This window comes from Candidatus Borrelia fainii (genome assembly GCF_027925085.1).
Classification (GTDB): Bacteria; Spirochaetota; Spirochaetia; order Borreliales; family Borreliaceae; genus Borrelia; species Borrelia turicatae.
Genome location: NZ_AP027070.1, coordinates 1 through 16,225, shown reverse-complemented (window position 1 = coordinate 16,225; position 16,225 = coordinate 1). Strand labels below are relative to the sequence as shown.

The 16,225-nt window shown below is 29.4% G+C and carries 14 protein-coding genes and 2 pseudogenes; 11 read left to right on the top strand and 5 right to left on the bottom strand.

What is annotated here, in order from left to right:
- Positions 1-122 precede the first annotated feature (122 nt).
- Both QMG63_RS00080 and QMG63_RS00075 read right to left on the bottom strand, forming a co-directional pair.
- Positions 123-713, bottom strand: coding sequence for a ribonuclease H family protein (locus QMG63_RS00080; protein ID WP_281860634.1), 591 nt, complete (start codon positions 711-713; stop codon positions 123-125).
- A 6-nt stretch (positions 714-719) separates the two neighbouring features.
- A complete protein-coding gene (locus QMG63_RS00075) occupies positions 720-2,321 on the bottom strand; it encodes a hypothetical protein (RefSeq protein ID WP_281860632.1) in 1,602 nt (533 codons plus the stop codon).
- Positions 2,322-2,477: 156 nt separating this feature from the next.
- Between QMG63_RS00075 and arcA the strand changes: the two genes are divergently transcribed.
- Genes arcA through arcC form a run of 4 tightly spaced genes read left to right on the top strand, consistent with a single transcriptional unit; the run spans position 2,478 to position 7,138 of the window.
- On the top strand, positions 2,478-3,707 hold the full coding sequence (arcA, locus tag QMG63_RS00070) for an arginine deiminase (protein WP_281860630.1): 1,230 nt from the start codon (positions 2,478-2,480) through the stop codon (positions 3,705-3,707).
- A 19-nt stretch (positions 3,708-3,726) separates the two neighbouring features.
- A complete protein-coding gene (argF, locus tag QMG63_RS00065) occupies positions 3,727-4,722 on the top strand; it encodes an ornithine carbamoyltransferase (RefSeq protein ID WP_281860628.1) in 996 nt (331 codons plus the stop codon).
- 50 nt (positions 4,723-4,772) lie between these two features.
- Positions 4,773-6,188 (top strand): YfcC family protein, encoded by a 1,416-nt coding sequence (locus tag QMG63_RS00060; protein WP_281860626.1) that lies wholly within the window; start codon positions 4,773-4,775, stop codon positions 6,186-6,188.
- 17 nt (positions 6,189-6,205) lie between these two features.
- Positions 6,206-7,138, top strand: a complete 933-nt coding sequence (gene arcC, locus QMG63_RS00055; RefSeq protein ID WP_281860624.1) for a carbamate kinase — start codon at positions 6,206-6,208, stop codon at positions 7,136-7,138.
- Positions 7,139-7,401: 263 nt separating this feature from the next.
- On the opposite strand, the pseudogene QMG63_RS00050 reads toward arcC, so the two are convergent.
- Positions 7,402-7,602, bottom strand: a pseudogene (locus QMG63_RS00050) (diadenylate cyclase CdaA); the annotation flags it as partial.
- A gap of 70 nt (positions 7,603-7,672) precedes the next feature.
- On the opposite strand from QMG63_RS00050, the gene QMG63_RS00045 reads away from it, so the two are divergent.
- The 3 genes from QMG63_RS00045 to trpS all read left to right on the top strand — a co-directional run bounded on the left by QMG63_RS00045 (position 7,673) and on the right by trpS (position 10,761).
- Complete coding sequence (locus QMG63_RS00045) at positions 7,673-8,530, top strand: hypothetical protein (RefSeq protein WP_281860623.1); 858 nt, start codon at positions 7,673-7,675, stop codon at positions 8,528-8,530.
- A gap of 102 nt (positions 8,531-8,632) precedes the next feature.
- The gene (locus QMG63_RS00040; RefSeq protein WP_281860621.1) at positions 8,633-9,703 is read left to right on the top strand and encodes an AI-2E family transporter; all 1,071 of its coding nucleotides are present in this window, start codon (positions 8,633-8,635) and stop codon (positions 9,701-9,703) included.
- Positions 9,704-9,705: 2 nt separating this feature from the next.
- Positions 9,706-10,761: a tryptophan--tRNA ligase gene (gene trpS / locus QMG63_RS00035; protein ID WP_281860619.1), complete on the top strand. Its 1,056-nt coding sequence runs from the start codon at positions 9,706-9,708 to the stop codon at positions 10,759-10,761.
- A gap of 69 nt (positions 10,762-10,830) precedes the next feature.
- Here the strand turns inward: trpS and QMG63_RS00030 are convergent, their stop codons facing one another.
- Positions 10,831-12,621: a phosphoglucomutase gene (locus tag QMG63_RS00030; protein ID WP_281860618.1), complete on the bottom strand. Its 1,791-nt coding sequence runs from the start codon at positions 12,619-12,621 to the stop codon at positions 10,831-10,833.
- Positions 12,622-12,775: 154 nt separating this feature from the next.
- Here QMG63_RS00030 and QMG63_RS00025 point away from each other — a divergent pair, with 154 nt between their 5' ends.
- From QMG63_RS00025 to QMG63_RS00010, 4 genes and pseudogenes are all read left to right on the top strand, one after another.
- Positions 12,776-12,922, top strand: coding sequence for a hypothetical protein (locus tag QMG63_RS00025; RefSeq protein ID WP_281860617.1), 147 nt, complete (start codon positions 12,776-12,778; stop codon positions 12,920-12,922).
- Between the two features lie 198 nt (positions 12,923-13,120).
- Positions 13,121-14,176, top strand: coding sequence for a hypothetical protein (locus QMG63_RS00020; RefSeq protein WP_281860615.1), 1,056 nt, complete (start codon positions 13,121-13,123; stop codon positions 14,174-14,176).
- Positions 14,177-14,358: 182 nt separating this feature from the next.
- Positions 14,359-14,889 carry a P13 family porin gene (locus tag QMG63_RS00015; protein ID WP_281860613.1) on the top strand — a complete coding sequence of 177 codons (531 nt, stop codon included), beginning with the start codon at positions 14,359-14,361 and terminating at the stop codon, positions 14,887-14,889.
- Positions 14,890-14,984: 95 nt separating this feature from the next.
- Positions 14,985-15,508: pseudogene (locus QMG63_RS00010) on the top strand (glycoside hydrolase family 3 N-terminal domain-containing protein); the annotation flags it as partial.
- A gap of 59 nt (positions 15,509-15,567) precedes the next feature.
- Here QMG63_RS00010 and QMG63_RS00005 read toward each other — a convergent pair.
- Entirely contained in the window at positions 15,568-16,104 is a 537-nt protein-coding gene (locus QMG63_RS00005) for a hypothetical protein (protein WP_281860611.1), read from the bottom strand.
- Positions 16,105-16,225 lie beyond the last annotated feature (121 nt).

Genomic DNA, 16,225 nt, shown 5'->3' with positions numbered 1-16,225 from the left:
GTTAATTTTTGTTATGCTCACTTTTAAAGTAGCTGTATATTTGATTTTGTTGAATATCTGCTTTTATATTTTGAGTTGTTATTGATTTAGATCTTAGTGTTTTGCTTTATATAAATGTTATTTTACCTTTTATGGAATCCAAGATCCGCAATATTGTTGTCTCCTGATATCAATAATACCGTTCCTCCTTTTTCTTCAAAAGTATGTCTTAATTTGGTCACATTTTGAATTAATTTGATGCTATTTTTGTTTAAGTTTTTATTGTAAAATCCTTTAGACCAATAATCAATTACTAGTTTGCTATCTCCAAATATGTTTTTTGTGTTTTCTTGTAATGCTATTTTGAGTGCAATATACAATCCTAAAAGTTCGCCATAATTGTTGCTAATTCCATCAAAATTTTTAACGTAGTAATTATTATGATCATTAATTAGACTTTGATCCATTACTTTGTTTAGTATAGATACTCCTTTTTCATTAACAACTCTAATTTCTACTCCTTTGCCTCTTCCAGTTCCAGAGTCAAAGTATATTCCTGTTGGGTAAATATCGTTCTTTCCATCTCTTGAGAGCCAATTTTTTGCTTCTTCTTTTGTTTTGAAGCTCTTTATTTTATTTTTTTGTCCTATAATTTTGTTTTTGCATTCTTCCCAAGATGTAAAGATCATTTTTTCATTTTTGTCGTTTAATATGCATGCGTAGTATTTTTTCATGTTGAATCAACTCCCTAAACACCAAGAATTAATTATATTGCAAGCTTTGCCAAACTTTTTTTCTTTTGAATTTTTTATTTCTATTAAATCTTTTATTTCTCTATTATACCCAATAAATTTTTCTTTAAGAGTTGGTTTGATAACTCTTTTTGGTAACATACTGGGAAATATTCCTGATATTGTGTATGACATATAAAAATCGTAAGCAGCTGCGTTTATATCCCCAGGAGTCACTATACCAGATACTTCATAATTTCTTGAAACATCAAGACCAGCTATTCTGTATGTTCTGTCAACTATTAATGAACAATAAGTTTTATGGTGGATCTCTTCAAGATTAATTGAGTCAGTCCACATATTAGAAGATAACAGGGGTACCATATATCCAAAATTATTGTCAATATATCTGTTTTTAGCAAAATTTATTGCTTTTTGGATAGTTCTTTTATCTGTTATAGGTGAAAATATTTTTAGTATCCTTGATTGTATATATGTTGTGAGTTTTTCATAGCCTGAACCTTGAACAGATGCTGTTTCAAATTTGATTTGATTGCTTGTGATTACTGATTTTATATCGAAACTATCTTCTCCTTTAAATACAATTTTTTTTGTATTGTCATATTTATCAGCGTCAAATATTCCTGTGTGTTGCCAAAAGTAGAAAAAGTCAGTCCAATCTATTTTTGGTTTTATTAGCAGTATGTCTCCATTTGATAAAATGGATCTTAGTTTTTGCGGTGTTATTTCTATTCCTGTTTCTGGATCTATGATATTAGGGATTAAGTTATAATTATTTGTTGAGTTTAATTTTTGTTGTGATTTTGTTGAATAGTATGAATGGTTGTATTCATCAGCAATTGTTTGTTTTTGCAGTATTTCTGTTATTTTGTTATTTTCAATTTGTAAATGAAGCATAAATCTCTTGAAATATTTTTTGTCATTAATTTTTAATAATTGATTTGCTATTATGTGAGGAGATATGTATTCTATTCCGTTTATTATGTCTTTATTGACAGCATAATTGGTTATGCTGTCTTGAGGAAAAAAAGAGTTAATGTTTTCAATGGGTATATATCCCATATTTTTTTCGTAAAATATTTGTTCTAATGATGCTAAAATTTCCTTGTCTAAATACATTTGTGCTTCTGTTAGCTCTGTAAACTTTTTATTAGGTGAATTTGGTTCAATTTCATCAGATTTTTTTCTAAAACTTGTATCAACTTTAATGATTAAATATCCGTTTACATTGCTTTGTTCAATAAATTTTTTCCATTCTTGTGAATTATTTAGGTGCCTTTGATAGGCCATTAGATAGTTTTGTATTTCTTCTATTTTTTGGGGACTTATTTTTAAATCTATTGCTAATATTTTTAATAAGTTGGGAGATCTTGTATGCTTTAATATTGTGTCTATTAGATGTAATGGTATGTGATATGTAGTATATGTCATATTAGTTACTAAGGCAGGATTAGGTGGATAGTGATGGGTTAACAGGATAGTATTTGAAGTGTAATTTTTTTGATCACTTTTGCTAAATAAAGAACACGAACATATTAAGTAGAGACTTATGAAATTGAATATATATGTAATATATGTAAGATATTGCATATCAATATTTTATCATATTTATTGAAGTATTAAGCTTGTTTGTTTTTTTTATAAGTTTTAATTATGTTGATTTTTCGTCTTTTAAGTTTTAATATATTAACTAATTATAATAAATTAAAATTTATAAAACTTTTTATAAAAATAGAGGTTTTTGTTATGCAGTATTTAAAACCAATAAATGTATTTTCAGAAATAGGTCGTTTAAAGAGAGTGTTGCTACATAGACCAGGGGAAGAATTGGAAAATCTAACTCCTTCAATAATGCAAAGGTTATTGTTTGATGATATTCCTTATCTTGAAGTGGCAAGGCAAGAACACGATGCTTTTGCAGATATTTTAAGAAATAATGGAGTTGAAGTTGTCTATATTGAGGATTTAATTAGTGAAACTATTTCTCAGTGTGATAGTGTCAAAGAGCAATTTATATCACAATTTATTCTTGAAGCAGGGATCAGGACTGAGAATAAAACTCGAGCTTTGAATGATTATTTTTATAATATGTCTGTTAGTGACATGATTTCAAAGATGATAGCTGGGGTTACAAGGGATGATCTTAAAAATTATAAATCTGATTCTCTAAACTCTTTAGTAAACAGTGAATATCCTTTAATTATTGATCCTATGCCCAATATACTCTTTACAAGGGATCCTTTTGCGAGTATTGGTCATGGTGTAACAATAAATAAGATGCAAACTAGGGCTAGACATAGGGAAACAATATTTGCAGAGTATATTTTTAAATACCATCCTATTTATAAAGACAGTGTTCCTATATGGTATACTAGAGATGAAGATACTACGTTGGAAGGTGGAGATGAGTTAGTTTTAAGTCGTGATGTTTTGGCTATTGGTGTTTCTGAGAGAACCGAATCTGAATCTGTTGAAAAAGTAGCTCGCAAACTTTTTCAACAAAAAACATCTTTTAGTACTATTTTAGCTTTTCAAATCCCACAAAATAGGGCTTATATGCATTTAGATACGGTTTTTACTCAAATAGATCATACTACTTTTACAAGTTTTACTAGTGAAGATATGAAATTTACCATTTATGCTTTGACTTATGATTTGGGTTTTGACAATATTAAAGTTAAAAGTGAAAAGGCTAAATTGGAGGATATTTTAAGCTTCTATCTTGGAAGTAAGATTAATATGATAAAGTGTGCTGGAGGGGATCTAATTCATGGAGCAAGGGAGCAGTGGAATGATGGTGCTAACACTTTAGCAATAGCACCTGGAGAAGTAATAGTTTATTCTAGGAATCATGTAACTAATAGATTGCTTGAGGAATTTGGGATTAAAGTTTATAAAATGCCTTCTAGTGAGCTTTCACGAGGAAGGGGAGGTCCTAGATGTATGTCTATGCCTTTAATAAGGGAAGATATTTAGTTTAAAGGAGAAAATATTTATGTATGATTTACGAGACGATTTACGAAGAAAAAGTTTTTTAAGACTTTTAAATTTTACTCAAAAAGATGTGAGATATTTACTTGATTTGTCTCATAGTTTGAAGAAATCTAAATATGCAAAATTTGAAGAACAAAAACTTAAAGGAAAAAATATAGCTATAATTTTTGAGAAGGACTCAACAAGAACAAGATGTGCCTTTGAGGTTGCTGCTTATGATCAAGGAGCCCATGTTACTTATTTGGGGCCAACCGGTAGCCAGATAGGTAAAAAGGAGTCTATAGCTGATACTGCAAGGGTATTAGGAAGAATGTATGATGCTATTGAATTTAGAGGGTTTTCTCAAAAAGCAGTTGATGATTTAGCTAAGTATGCTAATATTCCAGTTTATAATGGGTTAACAGATGTTGCCCATCCAACACAAGTACTTGCTGATTTTATGACTATTGAAGAACATAAGGGATGTTTGAAGAATTTGAAGATGGTCTTTTGTGGAGATGGTAGAAATAATGTTGCCAATTCTTTAATGGAAGGGTGTGCTATTATGGGAATGGATTTTAGAATATTTGCGCCAAGAGAACTTTTCCCAGATCCAGAATTGGTAAGCAAGACAAGATTGATAGCTGCTGAGAGTGGCGGTAATATTGTTATTTCTAGTTCTCTTGAGGAAACAGTGAAGGATGCTGATATTGTTTATACTGATGTTTGGGTGTCTATGGGTGAGACTAATTGGAATGAAAGAATTAAGCTATTAAGACCATATCAAGTTAATAATAAACTTATGAAATTGGCAAAGGAAGATGCGATATTTATGCATTGTTTACCAGCTTTTCATGATTTAAATACGGTGCTTGGTAATGAAATATTTGATAAATATGGGCTTGAAGGTATTGAGGTTACACATGATGTCTTTGAAAGTGGTCAGTCTGTTGTGTTTGATGAGGCTGAGAATAGGTTACATACTATTAAGGCTGTAATGGTTGGAACTTTGGGATAATTAGTTATAAATTTAGGTTAGGAAAATGTAAATTTATTAGGAGAGATAAGATGGTTAAGAAGAATAAAATGCCAAGTAGTTTTACGATAGTATTTTCTTTAATAGTGTTTATGACTATATTAACTTATATAGTTCCTGCCGGTGAATTTTCTAAGGAAACGAGAGAAGTTAATGGAAAGTTACAAGAAGTTGTTGTGGCGGGAACTTATCATACAGTAAAAAGGGCTTCTCGGGGATTTTTAGATGGTATTTTTACTATTTTAACAGCAATGGCTAAAGGAATGGAGCATGCTGTTGAAGTTATTGTATTTGTTTTGATTGTTGGTGGAGCTTATGGAGTGATTTTAGGAACCGGTGCGGTTGATGCAGGGATAGCCGCAGCAATTAAAAAAATGGGCAATAAGGATAAACTTTTGATACCATTTATGATGTTTATTTTTTCCATAGGAGGAACTACAACAGGTATGTATGAAGAGACACTTCCATTTTATCTTATTATGATTCCATTAGTAATATCCTTGGGCTATGATAATATTGTAGCTGTTGCAATTATTGGATTGGGAGCTGGTGTTGGAACCATGGCATCTACTATTAATCCATTTGCTACAGGTATAGCATCAGCGATAGCTGGTATTGAAATAAAGGATGGGTTTTATTTCCGTATTATTTTGTATATATTTTCTGTGTCTGTAGCTATAGTATATGTGTTGATATATGCGATTAGGATAAAGAATGATCCTAAGAGATCTATAGTGTATGAACAAAGGGAAGGACATTATAATCTCTTTGTTAAAAGTAAGATGGGTGATAAGAAAAATGTCATGCCTGAATTTACAAATAGACGAAAGATGGTATTGGCATTATATGGAGTGATGATTGTATTTTTAATATATAGTATTTTGGAGCTTGGTTGGTGGATGCAAGAGATGACGATGTTATATCTTGGTACAGCAATTTTATCAGCATTTATATGTAAAATGAGCGAGTTAAAGATGTGGGAAACGTTTGTAGAGGGAGCTAAAGATATGATGACAGCAGCGCTTATTATAGGCATGACTCGAGGAGTGATGATAGTAGCTGATGAGCAAATGATTACAGGAACTATATTAAATGCAGCATCAGAACTTTTATATGGAATACCTAAAGGTCTATTTGTAGTGTTAAACGAACTTGTACAGATGTGTATAGGGTTTATTGTTCCTTCATCATCAGGACATGCAAGTCTAACAATGTCAATGATGGGGCCATTGGCTGATTTTTTAAACATGCCAAGGTCATCAATTGTTTTAGGTATGCAAACAGCATCAGGTCTAGTTAATTTATTAACCCCAACAAGTGGAGTTATAATGGCTGTATTGGGTATAGCAAGGATTAGTTATGGTAGTTGGTTTAAATTTGTAATGCCAATATTTGTGATTGAATTTGTAATATGTATTTTAGTGATAATGGCAAATGTATATTTATAAAAAATTAGGGAGTATGTATGAATAAAAGAATTGTAATAAGTCTTGGGGGGAATGCATTAGAGGGTGGAGAAGGAACATTTTGTGATCAATTGGCAAAAATAGAAAGCAGTGTATGTGAGATAGTAGATGTGATAGAGTATGGTTATGAAGTAATTATCACTCATGGTAATGGCCCGCAAGTAGGAAGGATTTTGTTAGAAAATGAGATGTGTAAAGAGACCCCATTGACACCTCTTGATGTATGTGTTGCTATGAGTCAAGGGATGATAGGGTGTTATATTGAGCAGGCACTGCGGAATGAGATGTGTAAGCGAGGAATTAAACGGGGAGTAGTAGTAGTGCTTACGCAAGTCTTGGTAGATAAAGAAGATGAGTGTTTTAAGAATCCTAGCAAACCTATTGGACCATTTTATGATAAGGTAAGATCGGAAGAGCTTGCAAGTAAGGGATATATTTTAAGAGAAGATAGTGGAAGAGGTTATAGGCGAGTAGTAGGATCTCCTAAGCCAATTGAGATTATAGAAATTGAAGAGATAAGAGAATTAATAAATAAAGGATTTATAGTAATTACGTGTGGAGGCGGTGGTATTCCTGTTAGAAGAGATGACATAGGAATTATTAAAGGAGTAAGTGGAGTCATTGATAAGGACTTTGCGTCATCTAGATTAGGACAAGATATTGAAGCAGATAAGTTATTGATAGTTACTGCTGTTGATCAGATATCATTAAATTTTGGCAAAAAGGATGAAATTTTACTTGACAAGGTAAATGTTGTTGATTTAGAAAGATATATAGCAGAAGGACATTTTGCATCAGGGTCTATGTTGCCTAAAGTAGAGGCAAGTATTGAATTTGTAAAGTCTAAAGGAAATAGGGAGGCAATTATTACATCACTAAATAAAGTTATTGAAGGAATAAATGGTGTGGGAGGCACGATGATAACTAGATAGGAAATGTAATAGATACTATTATATATATAATAATCTTATTGCTTAATCTCATCTTGAACAAGAATCAATTAAGAGATAAGATATTTTAAGAAAAGTAAAAAGAAATAATAGAGAGAGACTTGCCTATTGTTCCAATTATAGATATGCAAAAAAATTATTTATTTAGAAAGGATAAATGAACTGGCTGGCAACCCAATGCTACAAAAAAAATTTGTTTTTTATTAGTTTGGAGGATTAAATCACAAAAAACTATTAATTAAACATAGCCAATTTATTGTATATAAGTTAAAATAATAAGACACGATACCAATGGATGTAATGATGATCATTCCTTTAAGTAAATTTACAGAATAAGAATTAATGACATTTTTATAGATATAATAAACTAGAATGCTAATTAAACTTACATCTAATACTTTAGAGAAAATATCTTTTATTTGATTTATACTATTTATATCTATCATAATCATTTTTATTCAATATATTTATATATTGTAATATAATTTAGTGTTAATTTAAATTTATTTTTTGTTTATGGGTAAAAAAGAAAAAATTATAGCTTTGATATTTGATTTTGATAATACTTTAATTTATGGTAATATGCAACAGGTACTTTTTGATGAGTATAATGTTGATGCTAGTTTATTTTGGGATGAAGTTGAAAATTTATCTATTACTTATAACAAAAATCATTGTAATATCATTGCTAATGAAATGATATATTTGTCACATTTTTTAACATATGTCAAGGAAGGTATTTTTAAAGGTTTAAATAATAAAACATTATTTAAATTGGGCTTAAAATTAAGATTTTTTGAAGGAGTTCTTTCTTTGTTTAAAGAAATCGATGAAATAAATCTAAGTTTAAAGAAATCAGATATTGTGATAAATATTTATATTGTTTCAAGTGGTTTTAGGCAGATGATTTTGGGCAGTAGTATTGCTCCTTATGTTACTAAGGTTTGGGCTTGTGAATTTATAGACACATACCTTATGCCTTTTTATCAAAGTTTAGATAATAAATTTTCAGAAAATGTTGTTTTAAGTAGCGTATGTTATTTCGTAGATCATACAATAAAAACCCGGGTAATTTTCGAGTTAAACAAGGGATCTTATGATAAAATTAATAGGAGGATTCCTAAAGGTAGAAGAGAGATTCCTTTTGAAAATATGTTTTATATTGCAGATGGTTTTAATGATATTCCAGCCTTTGAAATTTTGAATAACAGCTTAAATCATTATAAAAATACGTTGACGGTTTATCATGGAAATGATGAAAATGCTAAGAGGCTAGTTAAAGAGAAGAGAGTAGGGGATTTAGCCGAAGCTAATTATAGTAAGGGAACTAAGTTATATAATTGGATAATGGAAAAGATTCATTTAAATATATGAATTGATTTTAAATTTTGACAAATGTTCGTGAGTGGGTATTGACTCTGTTTTTAAGTATTTTTCATAATGATAATGATTAAGGTATATTGAAGGAGAAGTGAGATGTCTTTAGAGCTAAAACCAACTGATAGGTTAAAGTTTGTTAAATTACAGTCTGTGTTTTATGTTGTAGCTTTGATTGTAATGTTAATTGCTATTTTAAAAATAGCACAAACAATATTTAAACCTTTAGCTATTGCGGTGGTTCTTGGATTTTTGGTATATCCCATTTATACTTTTCTTAAAAAACTAAAGATCCCAAGAGTTTTAATAGTTTTTGTAATTTTTTTTGTTCTTTTTTCATTTTCTTATTTGGTTTTTAGTTTTGTTTATTATAGTGTTACTATATTAATTAATCAATTACCTTATTATCAGAAGCAGTTGATTTTTATTATGGTAGATATTCTTGAAAAATATAAGTTAGATAGTGCTATTATTAGCAATATAGATTTTTCTAAATATATTTATCCTTTTTTAACTCGTATGTCTAATGAGATTATTGGATTTGCAAGCAGTTTAGTTGTGTTATTTTTATTGTTGTATTTTTTACTATCAGAAATACACATTTTTGATATAAAGGTTAAAAATGCTTTTAAACAATCTGTTTCGAGTATATTTATTGAGGCTTTAAATACAATAAATAATCAGATTAGTAAGTATCTGGGAATAAAGCTCTTTGTTAGTTGTCTTACAGGGTTTTTAGTGTTTATAGGTTTAAAGTTGTTTGGACAAGATTTTCCTCGTGTATGGGCCGTGCTTACATTTGTTTTTAATTTTATTCCAAGTATAGGTTCAATTTTGGCAGTTTTTTTTATTATGATAGCTGCTTTGGTACAGTTTTATCCCAATTTAAATTTGGTTTTCTATATATTTATGTATAATACATTTGTTCAAATGTTGATTGGGAATATTCTTGAGCCTAAGATGCAAGGACATAGGCTTGATCTTTCTCCTTTTTTGCTGCTTTGTTTTCTTTTCTTTTGGGGATGGCTTTGGGGTATTGTGGGACTTTTAATAGCCTATCCTTTTACAGTGATTATAAAAGTAATAGTAGATAATATAGAGTGTTTAAAACCTTTTTCTGTGTTTTTAAGTGGTTCAAAGATCTTAAGTGTTGATAATAAGGAGAGTTAAATTTGCAGAGAAAAGTTATGCTTACAGGAGATAGACCTACAGGTTCTCTTCATTTAGGGCATTATATCGGGTCTATTGTTAATAGATTAAAGTATCAGGAGAAATATGAAACTTATATTATTATAGCGGATTTGCATACTCTTACTACAAAACCAGATTTAAAAAGCATTAATGAAATATCTGTTAATGTTAGAGAAATGGTTTTGGATTATCTGGCTTGTGGGATTAATCCTGAAAAAGTTAATATCTATTTGCAATCAGCTATACCTGAGCTTTTAGAGTTAAATTTAATACTGTCAATGATTGTGATGGTTAATCGTTTACAAAGGATTCCTAGTATAAAGGATATGAGTATTGCTGCTGGGCTATCTGAACTTCCTTATGGACTTTTGGGTTATCCTGTTCTTATGAGTGCGGATATTTTGATGACAAAGGCTAATTTAGTTCCAGTTGGACGTGATAATGAGGCTCATATTGAACTTACAAGAGAACTTGCTAGGAAATTTAATTATCTTTATGGAGATTTTTTTCCAATCCCTGAAGCTGTCTTTACAGATTCTCAGGCTCTTGTGGGAATTTATGGCAAGGTTAAGATGAGTAAAAGTCTTGGTAATGCGATATTTTTAAGTGATGATGAAAAATCATTGCGTAAGAAAGTTATGTCTATGTTTACAGATCCAAAAAGAGTAAGAGCAGATATACCAGGAGAAGTTGATGGTAACCCTGTTTTTATTTATCATGACTTTTTTAATAGTAATATTGATGAGCTTTGTGAGTTTAAAACTAGATATAGACAGGGTAAAATTGGAGATGTTGAAATTAAAGAGAGGCTTTTTGAGGTTTTAAATCAATTTTTAATACCAATTAGAGAGAGAAGAAAATTTTTTAAAGCTAAAAAGGGTTATATTGATGAAATAATATTTGAAGGTACAAGTAAAACTAGAAAAGTTGCAGTAGAAGTTATAAAAAATGCTAAAAATTTAATGGGTATATCAAAGACGTGGAATGGGGTGAGGAGAAATATAGAGAAAATTTTAAAAAATAATCTAAGTACATAGGTTATACTGCATAATTAACCATAATAAATCAATTTGTTTGAATTTTGTGTCATAATTCATGTATGTTAATTAGGTTAAAGAGTTAGCCAAGTATATTAAATCTGTATGAAAATCTAAAAGGGGATATAGTAAATCATTATGTTTAGATATGACCTCACTTAATACTCTAAATATTGGTTCTGTTTTTGAGCCACGGAACCATAAACTAGCAATTATTTCATGTTTGTTGTTTTTAAATAAAACTTTAAGCCCCCCTGATGAGTCACCTGTTCTGGAGAGATTTTGTTTGATACCCTCATAATTTATAATTTCATAATTATGTATTGGTAATTTTTGTAACAGGGTATTATTGTTGTTAAATTCTTTTTCTAATAATTTTTCGTAATTGGTTTTTAGTATTTCTTGATTTTCTACTTTTATTTTAAGCATGGCTTTTTCTGATGATACTTCTACATTGCTATAAAAATTGATTGTCTTTAATATATCCTCAAGAGTGTAGTGTTCATTATATGAATTATTAGATATTGAGCACCATATCTTGTAAAGATTTTTGATTGTAAGCAATTTTATAATGCTAAAGAGAGTTGTTAGTGGGTCTCTTACTTTTGAAGGGTATATAATATTGCCCCCATTTGATCCTTCTCCCAAAATTTTTACTATTAATCCTTTATTCCGTAAAAGGTCAGCCATTTCTATTAAGTTGGCTTCACCAACCTCCACTCTATAAACTTTTGTGTTAAATAGAGATGCTATTTTTTCAATGTTTAGTGAGGTTGCATCATTAACTACGACAGCTAAATTATCTTTAATTCCCATATGGTAAAGATAGCTAAGCTCTGAGAGTACTGAGAGTGCAAATATTTTTTGTGGTGTAATGATACTTGCTTGTTCTTTTTTTAAAATTGCAACCAGATTGCCTCTATCTCCATCACAATCAGGGACATATCCTAACTTGAAAGAATTGTCATTCTTAAATTTTTGCTCTAATATTTGTTTGCACATGTTTAAAGATGTCCCTTCGGGAGTCATTCCATGCTTAAAGATACCAATTTCTGTGTTATGAAGTTCTAATTTTATTCCCAAAGATTCAATCATTTCCCTATCAATTGAGTTAATGCGAGAACTCCCATTCATCTCTCCTATGATTCCTATAGGTTCTTTTTTGATAGTTTTTTTTAGTATGTCAATATTTTTTTGATTGTGTGTGTCTGAATATATTATTTGCTGCATTAATGACTTATATGAGTTATAAGATTGTGTTTTATGTCTAGCTTGTGAAGTGATAATTTCTTCATATGTTTTTAAGTGCAGAGCATTGGTATTAAACTTTTGTAAGTTTGTTATTAGATTGTTTATTAAAGTTTCATTTTCAATGTTGGATCTGATCTGACATATTATTTTCTTTGTTTCATTTGAATTTAGCACGCCTCCATCATTTAATCCAATTTTAATGCCATTATATCCTGTAGGATTATGACTTGCAGAAATGTATATAAATCCTTTTGAATTTTGATTTTCTTTTGTATAAGCTAAGATTTCTGGTATTGGGAGTATTCCAAAAAAATTTACACTGTTGTTGTTTAAAATTAAGGTCTTAATTATTATCTTTGAGATTATATTTCCAGTTGTTCTTGAATCTAATCCAACATTGATATATTTTTTTTGTTTATCTTTAAAATAATTTGATATTGTAAAGGTTATAAGAGCAACTAATATTTTGTCGTCATCATTTATTTCATATTCTATTGAATTTTCATTTTTTGATTTTGCAAATATCTTTCTAAATCCTGAATGAGAAAATATCATTTCATTAATAGCGTTTCTTAGATTTGTCATATTTAATATATACCCTTTTAGCATATTTTCCTCTTCATTAGTATTTTTAATTTAATATTTGCCTTTATTTGTAGTATTATGATTATAGTAACATATTCTATTACAATAGGCATTATTTAATAGCGCTTTTTATAATATGTTAATTGTTGTTTACCTTGTCTTTAAATGAGGTTTTGGTATGTATGAGGTAATCGATGAAATTTTTTCTAAAAAAATGCTTGATATACCTTATCTTAATATACCCTTAACTACTCGTGATGAAATACTTACAATTGTAACAATTGTAATGAAATACAAATTACTGTCTCTACTAAGAAATTCCTAAATATTATATAAAATATTATATAATATTGGTTAATTGTGTGGTAATATATATATATATATAGAATAAGTAATTATTTATCGGACTTGATAAGTAGGGGTTTGCTTATAAGATAGAAACAAAGATTGGTTCTTAATGTTGATGATATGCTGAATAATAATAGTTAAAAGTTGTAATAAATTACAAAGAAGGAGAGATTTAATGGTAAGAGTAAGTATGATGTTTTTTATTGTGTTTGTAATAAGTTGTGATTACAATGCAAAAATAAGAGAAGAAGAAAGTTTAGCTCCAAAATTGTTTGAAGCTAGGTCAAATAAAATGGTAATTGAGATCAAAAAACCAACCCCTCCTTCTCCTGATGTTATTCCTCCTTCTCCTGATGTTATCCCTCCTTCTCCTGATGTTATTCCTCCTTCTCCTGATGTTATCCCTCCTTCTCCTGATGTTATCCCTCCTTCTCCTGATGTTATCCCTCCTTCTCCTGATGTTATCCCTCCTTTAGGTGAACAAAAAGACATAATTGCTCCAATAAATTTAAAGGGATCTTTAATTGAACTTTCAGAAAAAGCAACAACAAAAGAGGAAGCTTTGAAACAATTTTATGAAGCAAGAAGAGCGTTTTATAACTTTGGATCTGTATTTATGATTAAGCGTGATGAACCTTTTCTTTATGATCCTACAAATGCAGGTTTCCCTCCCTTGATCTTGGATAAGATATTTGACATAGGAGAATGGTACTATCGTTTCAGTACAGAAAGTATTTATACATCTATGCGTTATAATCCTGAGCTTATTTATTCTTTAGCATTTGCAATATATACAATGTATCCTCCTCGTAGTGTTTCCAAGTCTGTTAGTATATCTTTAGAAGATAAAAGACGATATAGGTTTGTTATTAAAGAGTTATTGACTATGTTAGGCAGAATGTCATCTAATACTTTAATGCCCTTACGGGGAAATTTTAGTGATCGGAGAAATCGCGATACTTTTAATAAGTATTCTACTATGGAAGAACTTGTAAATCTTACTCAAAAAATATATGAATATAGTGACATGTTAAATTGTGCATCGCACAAGATTCTTGTTTTGACAACTTATCACTTGCCGAAAGAAGAAATGACAGCAGAAAGATTTTACAATATATTTAATTCACTGATCAATAGTAAAAATAGTAATGCTGCAGTTATAGAGGTTGAAAATAAAGGAAGAGAGATTTGTGATTTGTTGCAAGAGATATTCGATAGAGGAAAAAACTAGAAGAGAGAGAAAAAATAAAAAAAAGGGGAGTAAGCAATAAAGGATTTAATGAATAGAGGTTTTGTTGTAAATATCTTATGACAAATGAGTGTAGCATGGTAAGAGAATTATTGACTTATTATATGTTATATAATAAGGGATATGATGAAGATATTGAGCATTTTTTTGGAAGGTAGGGTTTTATGAAACAAGTATTAATTTTAATGTTATTTTTTGTTTGTATTGTTGTTAGTTTTGCTCAAAGTTATGATGAGATGGCTTCTGATGCTGTAACTGCAAAAGGCAATATGGATAGCAAATTGTTATTTTATGAAATTCATAAACAAAATACTTTAGTGCCTTTTCTATTGAATTTTTTTGTGGGTTTTGGTATAGGTTCATTCGTGCAAGGAGATCTTACTGGTGGATTACTGATTTTAGGATTTGATATGTTGGGTTTCGGTTTGATTAGTGGTGGTATGTATTCTCTTTCTCAATATAAAGGTATTAATACACCAACGATTGCATTATCTTTGATGTCTTTAGGTGGAATTACTTTGTTTGTGACACGAATTGTTGAAATAATAATTCCCTTTACATATGCGTCTAGTTATAATAGGAAACTTCGAGAAAAATTGGGTATATCCTTGGGAGGATTTAAGCCTCAATTTGAGATAAATTTCAACGAAAATTCTGGTTTAGTTTTTGAACTTGCTTTTACTAAGAAGTATTGATTATAAAATTTAAAATAAAAATAAGTATAGTTTTTAATATATTTACTTGCTGTTACTTTGTAACAAGGTAACAGTAAGTACCACAAAAGGTTAAGAATGTAAATATGGCACCTGTAGCAGATGCTAAATTTGCTACAAATAACCCCTTAGGTAGCAGAACTTTTGGGTCTCTTCATCTTATAATATTGGTCTTATGGTAGAGGCATTTATTGATGGGATACAAAGGGAAGGTGTTTTTGCTGTAGTTAAGCACTTTCCTGGACTTGGAGGCACAAAAGTAGATACCCATAAAGATTTGGCCTTATTACCTTATAGTAAAAATTTTTTAATGGTAAATAATTTTATACCATTTCTTTTTGGAAAGAAAGCAAAATTTATTATGCTTGGACATGTACTTGTTCCTAATATTTCCGCAGATGTAAGTAGTATGTCCAAAGATATTGTGGATATTATAAGACATAATCTGAATATCTTTAGTATTATCATGACAGATGCGTATGATATGGGGGCAATTGTAAATAATTTTAGTTTGGAGCATGCGATTAAGAAATCATTAAATTCAGGTATTGATATTGTGCTTATTCCAGAAGGGTTTAAAAAACTTAATGTAGAAGAGTAAATATTCTTAAGTTTTGTATAAAGGAAATGTTTATTAAAAATGACTAAGTATTGTTATAATTAGATAGGAAAGGTAATAGCTATATCGACTAAAAAATACTCACGTAGAGAAGAAGAAAATATAGAGAGGATAGAGAATAAATTAGTAATTGGAATATTAAGTTTAAGAGAGACAAAAGGCAATGCCGGGAAAAGAAAAGCAGAGATATTATTTCCACCAGTAATAATAGAAGTCCTAAGAGATATAGGTAATTGAGTACCTACTAAGATATTGATAATGAAAGAATATATATGTATTTGATATTTCAATATATAAAAAGAAATAGATAGAGTAAAATAGACATTTGAGAATGAAGTTGAATTTTGGGGATAAAAGTTAATGGGGATGATATTGAAATCAATCCATTCATTGTAAGTCATGGTTATTCCAATGAAAGCGTAATATTTGTAATGTTGATTATAAGGAGTTAAATTTATATAATTGTGTTGAATAATACCTATTTGTAGTGGTTTTATATTTTCATTATTAAATTTTTCACCCCATGCATGGGCATGTATTATAAACAAGTGTAGTGATATAAGTATTAAATTTTTCATTGTGTGTGTAAAAAATTGTAACATGTTATTAAAGAATAAAAAATGGTTTTTACTTGTTTGTATTGTATGAAATGGGGAAGGATGTAATAATATTATATTTTATACTATTAACAATTAAATA

What these genes read in the sequence shown, in the direction of transcription:
- QMG63_RS00080 (WP_281860634.1), bottom strand. Translation starts at nt 713, where the DNA reads ATGAAAAAATACTACGCATGCATATTAAACGACAAAAATGAAAAAATG.
- QMG63_RS00075 (WP_281860632.1), bottom strand. Translation starts at nt 2,321, where the DNA reads ATGCAATATCTTACATATATTACATATATATTCAATTTCATAAGTCTC.
- arcA (WP_281860630.1), top strand. Translation starts at nt 2,478, where the DNA reads ATGCAGTATTTAAAACCAATAAATGTATTTTCAGAAATAGGTCGTTTA.
- argF (WP_281860628.1), top strand. Translation starts at nt 3,727, where the DNA reads ATGTATGATTTACGAGACGATTTACGAAGAAAAAGTTTTTTAAGACTT.
- QMG63_RS00060 (WP_281860626.1), top strand. Translation starts at nt 4,773, where the DNA reads ATGGTTAAGAAGAATAAAATGCCAAGTAGTTTTACGATAGTATTTTCT.
- arcC (WP_281860624.1), top strand. Translation starts at nt 6,206, where the DNA reads ATGAATAAAAGAATTGTAATAAGTCTTGGGGGGAATGCATTAGAGGGT.
- QMG63_RS00045 (WP_281860623.1), top strand. Translation starts at nt 7,673, where the DNA reads ATGGGTAAAAAAGAAAAAATTATAGCTTTGATATTTGATTTTGATAAT.
- QMG63_RS00040 (WP_281860621.1), top strand. Translation starts at nt 8,633, where the DNA reads ATGTCTTTAGAGCTAAAACCAACTGATAGGTTAAAGTTTGTTAAATTA.
- QMG63_RS00030 (WP_281860618.1), bottom strand. Translation starts at nt 12,621, where the DNA reads ATGCTAAAAGGGTATATATTAAATATGACAAATCTAAGAAACGCTATT.
- QMG63_RS00025 (WP_281860617.1), top strand. Translation starts at nt 12,776, where the DNA reads ATGTATGAGGTAATCGATGAAATTTTTTCTAAAAAAATGCTTGATATA.
- QMG63_RS00020 (WP_281860615.1), top strand. Translation starts at nt 13,121, where the DNA reads ATGGTAAGAGTAAGTATGATGTTTTTTATTGTGTTTGTAATAAGTTGT.
- QMG63_RS00015 (WP_281860613.1), top strand. Translation starts at nt 14,359, where the DNA reads ATGAAACAAGTATTAATTTTAATGTTATTTTTTGTTTGTATTGTTGTT.
- QMG63_RS00005 (WP_281860611.1), bottom strand. Translation starts at nt 16,104, where the DNA reads ATGAAAAATTTAATACTTATATCACTACACTTGTTTATAATACATGCC.